This is a genomic window from Micromonospora sp. BL4, from assembly GCF_003667505.1.
Classification (GTDB): domain Bacteria; phylum Actinomycetota; class Actinomycetes; order Mycobacteriales; family Micromonosporaceae; genus Micromonospora.
This window is the reverse complement of the sequence record NZ_RCVJ01000149.1, coordinates 63,923-75,142: the sequence shown is the minus strand read 5'-3', so window position 1 is coordinate 75,142 and position 11,220 is coordinate 63,923. Positions and strand designations below refer to the sequence as shown.

Genomic DNA, 11,220 nt, shown 5'->3' with positions numbered 1-11,220 from the left:
ATACAGGGCTAACCCCGCCCGGCCCCGACCCCGGGCCACCCCGGGCCGGTCGATCATGGAGTTGTGGTGCCTCGCAAAAGCCGCTGAACAGTACGATCTGGCCACCACAACTTCATGATCGACCGGCAGGACGGGGCGCGGGGTTACCAGTCGCCGCCACCGAAGTCGCCGCCGCCGAAGTCACCGCCACCGCCGAAGTCACCGCCACCGAAACCGCCGCCACCGAAGTCCCCACCGGCATAGTCCCCGCCGGCGTAGTCCCCGCCGCCCTGGTCGCCACCGTCGAAGCCCTGGTCGCCGCCCTGGTCACCGGCGTCCGCGCCCTGCTCGGCGCCGTCACCGAAGCCCTCCTGGTAGCCCTCGTCGTAGCCATACCCCGGGTCGGCGAAGGCGGGCGAGAACAGCGCGTCGGCGATCAGGATGCCGCCGAGCACACCGGCTCCGGCGCCCAGCGCGGTCTTCCACCAGGGCGTCGAGTACCAGCCCGCCGGCACCGGCCGGCCCTGGTAACGGCCACCGGGGTAGTAGTAGGGCGTTTCCCGACCCGGCTGCGGACCCGCCCGGAAGGTCTGCCCCTGCACGTCGACGGCACGCTCCTTGGTGAGCTGCCCGACGCCGCGCGCGGCGGCCAGCGGCGGCACCTCGGGCCCCGGGTCGATCCCCAGCGCCGTCCGCGCCGCCCGGATGTACGCCAGCCCCTCCAGCGCGGTCTCCCGCGCCAGAGCGAACTGCTGCGGCGTACGCGCCTGCTCCAGCTGCGAGCCAGCCGCGTTGTACCGCTCACCGGCGTCGGACAGGGCCTGACGGACCGCCGGCTCGTCGCCGTGCAGGTTCATCAGCTGGCCGCCGAGGCGCTCGTACCAGCGTTGCGCCTCCGCACGGGCGTCACCGAGTTCGGTGCGCTGCCGGGCGGTGGACTGGGCGCGGATGATCGCCGCGGCGCCCAGCACGCCGACCACCACGATGGCGAGGCACAGCAGAAGTTCCATGTCAACGAACGTACCCCCGGGGGTCACGTCGTATCCGTCTGGCAAGCTCCGGTGATGGACGTCTCGACGCTGCTCCTGGTGATCGTGTGCCTCGGCGCGGGCGGGGCGGTGGGCTGGCTCGCGGCCCGGTCCCGCTCCGCGGCCGACATCGCCCGGCTGGACGCCACGCTGACCGCGACCCGGGAGGGCGAGGGGCGCCTGGAGCAGTCCATGCGGGCGCTGAGCTACGAGGCCACCGCGCAGTCCCAGGAGGCGGTGGCCCGCGCGGTCGCGCCGCTGCACGAGACCCTGCGCCGCTACGAGCAGCGGGTCGCCGACCTGGAGCACGACCGGGTCGACGCGTACGCCGAGCTGCGTGAGCAGGTCCGCTCGATGAACGCGGTCTCGGGCGAGCTGCGCACCGAGACCAAGCAGTTGGTGGCGGCGCTGCGCGCGCCGCAGGTGCGGGGGCGCTGGGGCGAGCATCAGCTGCGCCGGATCGTCGAGGCGGCCGGCATGCTGGAGCACTGCGACTTCTCCGAGCAGGTCACCGCCGCCACCGACGAGCAGGTCGTCCGCCCGGATCTCGTGGTCCGGCTGCACGGCGGCCGGTCGGTGGTGGTGGACGCGAAGGCGCCGTTCGACGCGTACCTCACCGCGATGGAGGCCCGCGACGAGCGCGGCCGGGACACCCACCTCGACGCGCACGCCCGGCACCTGCGGGGGCACGTCGACGCCCTGGCCGCCAAGTCCTACTGGGCCGCGTTCGACAGCTCGCCGGAATTCGTCGTGCTGTTCGTCCCCGCCGACCCGTTCCTCGACGTCGCGCTCCAGCGCGACCCGACGCTGCTGGAGCACGCCTTCGCCCGCAACGTGGTGCTGGCCACGCCGGCCACCCTGGTCGCCCTGCTCCGTACGGTGGCCTACTCCTGGCGGCAGGAGGCGCTGGCCCGCAACGCGCTCGCGGTGCACACGCTGGCCCGCGAGTTGTACAGCCGGCTCGCCACCCTCGGCGACCACGTGGGCAAGCTCGGCTCGTCGCTGGCCGGCGCGGTGACCGCGTACAACCGGGCGGTCGGTTCGCTGGAGGCCCGGGTGCTGGTCAGCGCCCGAAAGCTCGCCGAGCTGGGCGTCTCGGACGAGGAGCTGGCCAGTCCCGCCCAGGTCGAGCTGACCCCCCGCCAACCTCAGGCGCCCGAGCTGCTGGACGACGCCGTCCGCGTCGACCGCGACCGCTGACCGGTGGGCCGGCGGCGCCCCGCCAGCCCGCCGGAGCCGGGTCAGCTACGGTGCGCGCCCTCCACGACGAACGGCGTGCCCTGCTGGCAGGTGGTCATCATGCCGGGTTCCACCCGGCCGGTGACGGTCACCTTGGCGCCGGCCCTCAGCACGTCCCGCGGACCGCCGATGAGCAGGTAGCCGTCGAGCAGCACGCAGTTCGGCTCCACGCCGGGCGTGATCGTGCCGGTGAGTTCGGTGGCTCCGACCGGCGGCGGGACGGTGGGGCCGCCGGGCGACGTGGGCGGCTTCGGCGTCGAGGAGGGAGCGGTGGGCGTGGTGGGTGCGCCCGTCGACGGGGTCGCCGCCGGCGGGGTGGGCTGCCCGGTCACCGGTGACGATCCGCTCGGGGTGGGGGTGGCAGGGCCGTCCGTGCCGCCGCAGGCGCTCAGCGCCGCGCAGACCACCAGGGCGGAGACGACGAGCCGAAAGGTCCTCATGCCGGTTTCGACGCGCCGCGGTGGCGCGGCGTTCCCGCCGGAACCCGCCCGACGCGACTCAACCGCGCGCCGCCGCGGCCTTCATGTCCCGCTTCAGCTCCTGCGGCAGCGAGAAGGTGAGCCGCTCGTTGGCGGTGGTGATCTCCTCGACGTCGGCGAAGCCGCGCGCGGCCAGGTGCGCCAGCACGTCCCGGACCAGGTCCTCCGGGACGCTCGCGCCGGAGGTCACGCCGACGGTACGGGCGTCGGCCAGCCAGGCGTCGTCGATCTCGTGGGCGAAGTCGACCAGGTGACCGGCGCGGGCGCCGGCGTCCAGCGCCACCTCGACCAGCCGGACGGAGTTGGACGAGTTCCGGGAGCCGACGACGATCACCACGTCACACTCCGGGGCGATCTCCTTGACCACGTGCTGCCGGTTGGAGGTGGCGTAGCAGATGTCGTCGCTGGGCGGGGACTGGAGCAGCGGCAGCCGCTGCTTGAGCCGGGCGACCGTCTCCAACGTCTCGTCCACCGAGAGCGTGGTCTGGGAGAGCCAGACGACCTTCTCCGGGTCGCGAACGGTGATCTTGTCGACGCCGTCCGGGCCGTCCACCAGCTGGACGTGGGCGGGCGCCTCGCCGGCGGTGCCGACGACCTCCTCGTGCCCCTCGTGCCCGATGAGCAGGATGTCGTAGTCCTCGGCGGCGAACCGCTTCGCCTCCTGGTGCACCTTGGTGACCAGCGGGCAGGTCGCGTCGATCGCCTTCAGCGAGCGCTCCTTCGCCTGCTCGTAGACCTCGGGGGCCACGCCGTGCGCGGAGAAGATGACGGTGGCGCCCTCCGGCACCTCCTCGTTCTCCTCCACGAAGATCGCGCCCTGGGACTCCAGGGTCTGCACGACGTGCTTGTTGTGCACGATCTGCTTGCGGACGTAGATCGGGGCGCCGTAGAGCTTCAGGGCCTCCTCGACGGTCTGCACCGCGCGGTCGACGCCAGCGCAGTAGCCGCGGGGCTTGGCCAGGAGCACGCGCTTGCCGGTCTGGGGGGTCGCCTGAGCCTCGGTCACCCGCCCATCGTACGTGTCCGATTTCCCCCCGGCAGCGGCTGCGACCCGCACCACAGTCCCGAGGGCCGGCTGGCCCGGTGATCAAGAGGTTCGCGTCCGGAACGCGCCCAGCGCTGACGCAAACTTCTTGATCACCGGGGTGGTCCGTAGGGTGGGCGGGTGAGTGACGGAGCGCGGAGCAGCGCGGAGGAGCCGTGGCCGGTCCGGGTGGTCAGCCAGAAGGTGGGCGCCTGGATCGCGAAGCTCGGCTGGGTGTGGGTGGACGGGCAGGTCGCGCAGATCAGCCGCCGGCCCGGGGCCAGCACCGTCTTCCTCACCCTGCGTGACCCGTCTGCCGACCTGAGCCTGACCGTCACCACCAACCGGGACGTGCTGGACGCCGGCGCGCCCGAGCTGCGTGAGGGCGCCCGGGTGGTGCTGCACGCCAAACCGGAGTTCTACGCCGCCCGGGGCACGCTGAGCCTGCGCGCCGACGAGATCCGCCAGGTGGGGCTGGGTGAGCTGCTGGCCCGGCTGGAGAAACTCAAGAAGCTGCTCGCTGCCGAGGGGCTGTTCGACCGGGCCCGCAAACGCCGCCTGCCGTTCCTGCCCGGCCGCATCGGGCTGATCACCGGCCGGGCGTCGGCCGCCGAGCGGGACGTGCTGACCAACGCGCGACGGCGCTGGCCGGCGGTGGAGTTCCGTACGGTCAACGTGGCCGTGCAGGGCCCGTCGGCGGTGCCGCAGATCATCGACGCGCTCAAGGTGCTGGACGCCGACCCGAGCATCGACGTGATCATCATCGCCCGGGGCGGCGGCGGCATCGAGGACCTGCTGCCGTTCTCCGACGAGGCGCTCTGCCGCGCGGTGTTCGGCTGCCGTACGCCGGTGGTCAGCGCGATCGGGCACGAGACGGACGCCCCGCTGATCGACTACGTCGCCGACGTCCGCGCCTCCACCCCGACCGACGCGGCCAAGCGGGTGGTTCCCGACCTCACCGAGGAGGTACGCCTCATCGGCCAGGCCCGGCACCGCCTCGAACGGGCGGTGCGCAACCTGGTGGACCGGGAGTCCCACCGGCTCGACGGGCTGCGTTCCCGTCCGGTGCTGGCCCGGCCCGAGGTGATGGTGGAGCAGCGGGCGACCGACCTGGGCGCGCTGCGTCAGCGGGCCGGGCGCTGCCTGGACCACCGGCTCGCCGCGGCCGACGACGAGCTGCGGCACACCCTGGCCCGGCTGCGCGCCCTCTCCCCCGCGGCGACCCTCGACCGGGGGTACGCGATCGTGCAGCGCGCGGACGGCCACGTGGTCCGCGCGGCGGCCGAGGTCGGCAAGGGCGACCCGCTGCGTGTCCGCCTGGCCGACGGTGAGCTGGCCGCCACGGTGGACGGCTGAGTGGCGGGGCGCGACGGTCGGAAAGCGGTGTGCTGAGATGGACGCGATGACTGACGACACGAAGGCCAAGCCGGACGAGCGGCTCAGCTACGAGCAGGCCCGCGCCGAGCTGGCCTCGGTGGTGGAGCGGCTGGAGGCCGGCGGCACGTCCCTGGAGGAGTCGCTGGCGCTCTGGGAGCGCGGCGAGGCGCTGGCGGTGATCTGCCAGCGCTGGTTGGACGGAGCCCGGGCGCGGATCGAAGCCGCCCGGCAGGAGCCCGCCTCCTGAGCGCCGGGGTGGGGCGACCGGAGCCGCCCCACCCGCGTACGACTGTCAGTTGAACAGGCTGTACAGCTCGGCCGGCGCCTCGACGACCTGGTCCGCCGGCGGCTTCTGCGCGGCGGTGGCGGCACCGTAGTCGGAGTACGTCATCCGGATCTCCTGGGCCGCGGTCTGCCCGGCGGCCGGGAGTTGCAGCACCAGTTCACTGAGCCGGCCCTGCGGATCAACCTTGGCGGTGAACGGCACCGTCTTCGCCTGCGTGCCCAGCGCGGCGATCGTCGCGGCGTTCAGCGAGCCGGCCTCGGCCGCCTTGGTGACGTCGATGGTGCCGGCGTACGTGCCGGTGCCGGTGCTGCGGACCTCGGTGATGCCCTGGGTCAGCACGGCGCTGCCGGCCGGGTCGACCTTCTCGAAGTCGAAGCCGAGGCTGCGGTTGCCCTTGATCCGGGTCTGGTCGAGGTGCTGGTACTTGCCGAGGTTGAGCTGCTTGATGGCGGGCAGGCTGTTGGCGGTGGGGCCGCTCAGCTCCAGCTTCACCCAGCTGTCCGGCTTGAAGTGGATCACGTCGAGCTTCATGGCCAGGTCGGACGAGGGGCCGCCGATGGCGATCTTCATGGACGCGCTCTGACTCGGCTGGTGCACCTGGCCCTCCGCCGTGGAGCCGGCGCCGGCGAGGGTGAACCGGAAGTTTCCGTTGCTGATCTCCTTGGTGGAGTCGAGCAGCGCCTGCTTGGCGTCGCCCGCCACGGGCGAGCCGGAGGGGCTCGGCGCGCCGGAGGCGCTCACCGTCGGGGAAGCGGTCGATCCGGCGGTGGGCGTCCCGCTGCTGTTGCAGGCGGCCAGACCGGGCGTGAACAGGGCGGCGGCTACCAGGCCGGCACTGAGTCGTCGAACAGTCATACGTGTCTCCCAAGGGGGTCACCCGACGACCAGGACGGCGCCGGAAACCGGGCGACGCGACAGCACCTTCGGCCGCGCCGCGCGACCCGGGCCGAGCAGCGCGCCCGGATCACTCCCTCTTTGTTCCCTGTCGACGCGTCGCACAATCACCCAACTGTCCGGTTGTCGCGGGGCGCCAGGACCGGGCGACGTCCGTGGGGTCGTACCGGAGCGCGGGTGACCGCCGTCAGCGCAGCGCGCCGGCGAGTTGACGCAGTTCGTTGTCCCGGGCATCGCCGACGATGATGACCGTACGGGCCGGCTCCAGCAGGACCAGCGCCTGCTGGTTGCCCCGTGCGGTGTAACGCTGCCAGGTGCGTCCGGCCAGCTCCGTCGGGCCCTGTGGCTGGCCCTCGTCGGTCAGCTCGGCCGGGAGCAGCCGCTCCGCCGGCACGTTGCTCTGCAGCAGTTGGACGCCCCGCCCCTCCGGGGTGAGGTACCCGATCCGCAGATTCGCACCGCCGTCGACGGTCTGGTAGCGGGCGCTGACCGTGCGCCAGTCGGAGCCGAGCCCCTGCGGCTGACTCACCGGGAAGGCGTTCGCCGACTGCGCCTGCTCGATCGCCGGCGCCGGATCGACCGTGGTGGGCTCGTCACCACCGAGGAAACCCCGGTAGAACGCCAGCAGCAGCGCGATCGGGATCAGCAGGACCAGCAGCGAGATCGCCATGTCCTTCGGCGACCGCTCGGATCTGGCGGGCCCGACCCGTGGCGGCGGCGCGGGCCGCTCGCCGGTCTCCGCGGCGGCCGGACCCGACGCGACCAGGGCCGGCTCGTCGGCCGGCGGGATCGTCGGGTCGGTCGCGGCGTGCTCCGGACCGGCACCGGCGGGGAGGTCCGCCGGCGGCTGGCCGCCGGGCGGGGTGCGGTCGTCGGGTACGCGGTCGGCTGGCTGTGCGGGTTCCACCCTCCCATCTTCGCAGCCGCCCGACCGGCGGTATCCGGCCCATCACCGCCCCGCGCCGACGCCCGGTCAGCCATCGTGTGAGGATCAGCGACAAAGCCGGCGGCGGGAGGCGTCCCGCCGTCGGTCCACCCCGCACCGTCGCGAGGAGGAGCAGCCGTCATGACGAACACCAGGACGCGGATCCCACAGGACCTCGACCGTAACCTTGCCCTCGACCTGGTCCGGGTCACCGAGGCCGCGGCGATGGCCGCCGGCCGCTGGGTCGGCCGGGGCGACAAGGAGGGCGGCGACGGGGCCGCCGTCGACGCCATGCGCAAGCTGATCAACTCGATCCAGATGCGCGGCGTCGTGGTGATCGGCGAGGGCGAGAAGGACAACGCCCCGATGCTCTTCAACGGCGAACAGGTCGGCGACGGCACCGGCCCGGAGGTGGACGTCGCCGTCGACCCCGTCGACGGCACCACGCTGATGAGCAAGGGCATGCCGAACGCGCTGGCGGTGCTCGCCGTCTCCGAGCGCGGCGCGATGTTCGACCCGAGCGCCGTCTTCTACATGGAGAAGCTCGCCGTCGGGCCGGCGTACGCGGACGTGATCGACATCAACGCCGGGGTGGCCGACAACCTCCGGCGGATCGCCAAGGTCAAGGGCACCGACGTCTCCGAGGTGACGGTCTGCGTGCTGGACCGCAGCCGCCACGACGACCTGGTCACGCAGATCCGCCGGGCCGGGGCGGGCATCCGATTCATCTCGGACGGGGACATCGCCGGCTCCATCGCGGCGGCCCGGGGCGAGTCCGACGTCGACGTGCTGATGGGCATCGGTGGCACCCCCGAGGGCATCATCTCCGCCTGCGCGCTGAAGTGCATGGGCGGGGCGATGCAGGCCAAGCTGTGGCCGCGCGACGCCGAGGAGCGGGAGAAGGCGCTCGCCGCCGGACACGACCTGGACCGGGTGCTGGGCACCGACGACCTGGTCACCGGTGACAACTGCTTCTTCGTCGCGACCGGGGTCACCTCCGGCGATCTGCTGCGCGGCGTGCGCTACCGGGCCGGCGGCGCGTACACCCAGTCGATCGTGATGCGGTCGAAGAGCGGCACCATCCGCGTGATCGACTCGTACCACCGGCTGGAGAAGCTGGCGCTCTACTCCGCGGTCGACTTCGACGGTCGTCCACTGGCCGAGCAGGAGTGAGCGTCACCGGCACGGCGACGCCCCAGACCCTGTCAGCCACCCGCCGGATCACCGGTGTCGCGCTGGCGTCGGTCTCCGGGCTCGCGGTGGCGGTGCAGTCTCGGATCAACGGCGAGCTGGGGGTACGCCTGGCCGACGGGTTCGCCGCCGCGGTGGTCTCGTTCGGCGTCGGCCTGCTGGTGCTGCTCGTGCTGGTGCCCGCCACCCCAGGGGGACGGCGCGGCCTGGTCGCGGTGCGGTCGGCCCTCACGGCGGGCACGCTCCGGCCCTGGCAGTGCCTGGGCGGGGTGTGCGGGGCGTTCCTGGTGGCCACCCAGGGGCTGACCATCGGTTCGTTGGGCGTGGCGGTCTTCACCGTGGCGGTGGTCGCCGGGCAGACCGGCAGCAGCCTCGCGGTGGACCGGGCGGGGATCGGGCCGATGGGCCGGCAGCCGGTCACCCGGCAGCGGCTGGCCGGTGCGATGCTCACCGTACTGGCGGTGGGCCTGGCGGTCGGCGACCGGTTCGGCGACCCGGGCGCGCTGGCGTTGGCCCTGCTGCCCCTGCTCGCCGGGGTGGGCATCGCCTGGCAGCAGGCGGTCAACGGCCGGGTCCGGGCGGCGGCCGACAGCGCGCTGACCGCCACCCTGGTGAACTTCGCGGTGGGCATGGTCGCCCTGCTCGTCGCGTTCGCGGTCGACATCGCGGTACGCGGCTGGCCGACCGGCGATGCGCCGACCGAACCGTGGCTCTACCTGGGCGGCCCGATCGGCATCGTGTTCATCGCGATCGCCGCGGCGATCGTGCGTTTCACCGGTGTGCTGCTGCTCGGCCTGGCCACCATCGCCGGGCAGATCGTGGGCGCCGTCGTGTTGGATGTGGTGCTGCCCACCGCGGCCTCACACCCGGGCCCGAACACCCTGCTCGGGGCCGCGCTGACCATGGTGGCCGTGCTGGTCGCCGCGCTCGCGCCGCCCACCCGCCGCTGAGTGACGCCGTCCTACCTGCCCAGCGCCCCTCGCTGACCCTGGTCGGTGACCGCCACGGACGCGAACCGGCACCGTGGTCAGCCGGCGTCGGACGAGTGCCCGGGGAACAGGTGGGCGCTCGGGTCGATGGCCACCGCCGCGTTGTTGACCGCCGTCGCGGCCTCGCCGAAGCCGGTGGCGATCAACCGGACCTTGCCCGGGTACTCGGTGATGTCACCGGCCGCGAAGACCCGGGGCAGGTTCGTCGCCATGGCGCTGTCCACCAGGATGTGCCGGCGGTCCAGCCGCAGCCCCCACTCGGCGAGCGGGCCCAGGTCGGCGGTGAAGCCGAGCGCGGCCACCACGGTGTCCACCGGCAGCGTCTCGGTCGCGCCCCCGCGTACCGCCACCTCGGCGCCGGTCACCGTGCCGTCGCCGAACAGCCGGGTGACCTCGGCGTTGACCACCACCCGCACCGGCAGCGACAGCACGCGCGCGACGGTGGAGGCGTGCGCCCGGAACTTCTCCCGCCGGTGCACCAGGGTCACCGAGCGGGCCAGCGGTTGCAGCGTCACCGCCCAGTCGAACGCGGAGTCGCCGCCCCCGACGATCAGCACGTCCTGGTCGGCCAGCTCGGCCGGCTCCGGCACGAAGTAGACGATCCCGGTGCCCGGCGCGCTGTCGGCGCACGGCAGCGGCCGAGGGCTGAAGCTGCCCAGCCCGCCGGTGATCACGACCGCGCCGCAGGCGAGCTGGTCGCCACCCGCCAGGCCGAGCACCGGCCGGTCATCTGCGTACGAAAGCTTCTCGGCCCGGGTGCCGAGCAGGTAGTCCGGGTTGAACGGAGCGGCCTGAGCCACCAGGTTGGCGACCAGATCGCGGCCCTTGACGGCGGGGAAGCCGGCCACGTCGAGGATCAGCTTCTCCGGGTACATGGCGGTGACCTGACCGCCCGGCTCCGGCAGCGCGTCGATCACCGCCACCGACAGCCCCCGGAACCCGGCGTAGTACGCGGCGAAGAGGCCGGCCGGACCGGCCCCGATCACGGCAACATCGACCTCACGCATGGCGTACCGTCGCTTTCTGCTCACGGATCAACGCTTGCTGATCTCGACGGTAGGCGGGTGGCAGCGGTCGGGCAAGCACGTCCCAGAGGCGCGCCGAGGAACCCGTCAGGGCAGGCTGAGTGTGGACCCGGAGTAGTCCGAGCCGCCGACGACCGGGCGGCGACGACGGAACAGGATCGCGGCCACCACCCCGCCGAGCAGCCCGAACAGGTGCCCCTGCCAGGAGATCCGCTCGTCGGTGGGGAGGATGCCGACCAGCTGCCAGCCGTAGAGCAGGCCGACCAGCAGGAAGACGGCGAAGTTCCACCAGCTGCGCTCGAAGATGCCCCGGGTGAGCAGGATGCCCAGGTAACCGAAGATCACCCCGCTGGCCCCGACGACCACCGAGTTGGGTGAGCCGGTGAACCAGACGCCGAGCCCGCTGACCAGGATGATGATCAGGGTCGACCAGAGGAACCGGCGTGCGCCGGCGGCCAGCACGAAGGTGCCCAGCAGGATCAGCGGGATGCTGTTGCTGTAGAGGTGGTCGAAGCCGTGGTGCAGGAACGGGGAGAAGAAGACCCCGTCCAACCCGTCGATACGCTGCGGGATGATGCCGGCGGTGGCGTCCAGGCCGAACTCGAGCCCCTGGTCGACGGCCTCGATGAGGAAGAGGAACGGGACCACCGCGCACATCGCGACGAAGGCCCGGCCGAGCGCGGCGTAGAACGCCTCGGTGCCGAACTGGTGGGGGTCGCCGCTCGCCGGGTGCAGGGTCACCCCACAACTGCTATCAGCAAAAGAGGCTGGCCGCCACTCGCGT

At 73.0% G+C, this 11,220-nt stretch carries 12 protein-coding genes; 5 read left to right on the top strand and 7 right to left on the bottom strand.

The genetic code is table 11. The annotated features are described in order from the left end of the window. Window positions 1–143: 143 nt before the first annotated feature. Window positions 144–989 carry a hypothetical protein gene (locus EAD89_RS19605; protein ID WP_121676754.1) on the bottom strand — a complete coding sequence of 282 codons (846 nt, stop codon included), beginning with the start codon at window positions 987–989 and terminating at the stop codon, window positions 144–146. Window positions 990–1,043: 54 nt separating this feature from the next. On the opposite strand from EAD89_RS19605, the gene rmuC reads away from it, so the two are divergent. Beyond that, complete coding sequence (gene rmuC / locus EAD89_RS19600; protein WP_121676753.1) at window positions 1,044–2,207, top strand: DNA recombination protein RmuC; 1,164 nt, start codon at window positions 1,044–1,046, stop codon at window positions 2,205–2,207. A gap of 41 nt (window positions 2,208–2,248) precedes the next feature. Here the strand turns inward: rmuC and EAD89_RS19595 are convergent, their stop codons facing one another. Together EAD89_RS19595 and EAD89_RS19590 are read right to left on the bottom strand one after the other, a co-directional pair. Continuing rightward, window positions 2,249–2,686 (bottom strand): hypothetical protein, encoded by a 438-nt coding sequence (locus tag EAD89_RS19595; RefSeq protein WP_121654425.1) that lies wholly within the window; start codon window positions 2,684–2,686, stop codon window positions 2,249–2,251. A gap of 58 nt (window positions 2,687–2,744) precedes the next feature. Further along, window positions 2,745–3,731 carry a 4-hydroxy-3-methylbut-2-enyl diphosphate reductase gene (locus tag EAD89_RS19590; protein ID WP_199733562.1) on the bottom strand — a complete coding sequence of 329 codons (987 nt, stop codon included), beginning with the start codon at window positions 3,729–3,731 and terminating at the stop codon, window positions 2,745–2,747. 159 nt (window positions 3,732–3,890) lie between these two features. Here EAD89_RS19590 and xseA point away from each other — a divergent pair, with 159 nt between their 5' ends. Beyond that, window positions 3,891–5,105 (top strand): exodeoxyribonuclease VII large subunit, encoded by a 1,215-nt coding sequence (xseA, locus tag EAD89_RS19585; protein ID WP_121676751.1) that lies wholly within the window; start codon window positions 3,891–3,893, stop codon window positions 5,103–5,105. 46 nt (window positions 5,106–5,151) lie between these two features. Then, window positions 5,152–5,373 (top strand): exodeoxyribonuclease VII small subunit, encoded by a 222-nt coding sequence (locus EAD89_RS19580; RefSeq protein WP_121654452.1) that lies wholly within the window; start codon window positions 5,152–5,154, stop codon window positions 5,371–5,373. Window positions 5,374–5,418: 45 nt separating this feature from the next. Here EAD89_RS19580 and EAD89_RS19575 read toward each other — a convergent pair whose 3' ends face one another. Both EAD89_RS19575 and EAD89_RS19570 read right to left on the bottom strand, forming a co-directional pair. Next, window positions 5,419–6,267 carry a hypothetical protein gene (locus EAD89_RS19575; RefSeq protein WP_121654427.1) on the bottom strand — a complete coding sequence of 283 codons (849 nt, stop codon included), beginning with the start codon at window positions 6,265–6,267 and terminating at the stop codon, window positions 5,419–5,421. A gap of 226 nt (window positions 6,268–6,493) precedes the next feature. Further along, window positions 6,494–7,213 (bottom strand): DUF4245 domain-containing protein, encoded by a 720-nt coding sequence (locus EAD89_RS19570; RefSeq protein WP_121676750.1) that lies wholly within the window; start codon window positions 7,211–7,213, stop codon window positions 6,494–6,496. 159 nt (window positions 7,214–7,372) lie between these two features. On the opposite strand from EAD89_RS19570, the gene glpX reads away from it, so the two are divergent. Then, window positions 7,373–8,404, top strand: coding sequence for a class II fructose-bisphosphatase (glpX, locus tag EAD89_RS19565; RefSeq protein WP_121654429.1), 1,032 nt, complete (start codon window positions 7,373–7,375; stop codon window positions 8,402–8,404). Beyond that, the gene (locus tag EAD89_RS19560; RefSeq protein WP_121676749.1) at window positions 8,401–9,372 is read left to right on the top strand and encodes a DMT family transporter; all 972 of its coding nucleotides are present in this window, start codon (window positions 8,401–8,403) and stop codon (window positions 9,370–9,372) included. The genes glpX and EAD89_RS19560 overlap by 4 nt, the downstream gene beginning before the upstream one ends. Window positions 9,373–9,449: 77 nt before the next feature. Here EAD89_RS19560 and EAD89_RS19555 read toward each other — a convergent pair whose 3' ends face one another. Beyond that, window positions 9,450–10,418 (bottom strand): NAD(P)/FAD-dependent oxidoreductase, encoded by a 969-nt coding sequence (locus tag EAD89_RS19555; protein ID WP_121676748.1) that lies wholly within the window; start codon window positions 10,416–10,418, stop codon window positions 9,450–9,452. Between the two features lie 105 nt (window positions 10,419–10,523). After that, window positions 10,524–11,177: a rhomboid family intramembrane serine protease gene (locus EAD89_RS19550; protein WP_121654432.1), complete on the bottom strand. Its 654-nt coding sequence runs from the start codon at window positions 11,175–11,177 to the stop codon at window positions 10,524–10,526. Window positions 11,178–11,220 lie beyond the last annotated feature (43 nt).

Bases quoted from the DNA above. Each gene is read 5' to 3' on its own strand.
- EAD89_RS19580 (WP_121654452.1), top strand. From the start codon at position 5,152: ATGACTGACGACACGAAGGCCAAGCCGGACGAGCGGCTCAGCTACGAG.
- EAD89_RS19575 (WP_121654427.1), bottom strand. From the start codon at position 6,267: ATGACTGTTCGACGACTCAGTGCCGGCCTGGTAGCCGCCGCCCTGTTC.
- glpX (WP_121654429.1), top strand. From the start codon at position 7,373: ATGACGAACACCAGGACGCGGATCCCACAGGACCTCGACCGTAACCTT.
- rmuC (WP_121676753.1), top strand. From the start codon at position 1,044: ATGGACGTCTCGACGCTGCTCCTGGTGATCGTGTGCCTCGGCGCGGGC.
- EAD89_RS19595 (WP_121654425.1), bottom strand. From the start codon at position 2,686: ATGAGGACCTTTCGGCTCGTCGTCTCCGCCCTGGTGGTCTGCGCGGCG.
- EAD89_RS19605 (WP_121676754.1), bottom strand. From the start codon at position 989: ATGGAACTTCTGCTGTGCCTCGCCATCGTGGTGGTCGGCGTGCTGGGC.
- EAD89_RS19555 (WP_121676748.1), bottom strand. From the start codon at position 10,418: ATGCGTGAGGTCGATGTTGCCGTGATCGGGGCCGGTCCGGCCGGCCTC.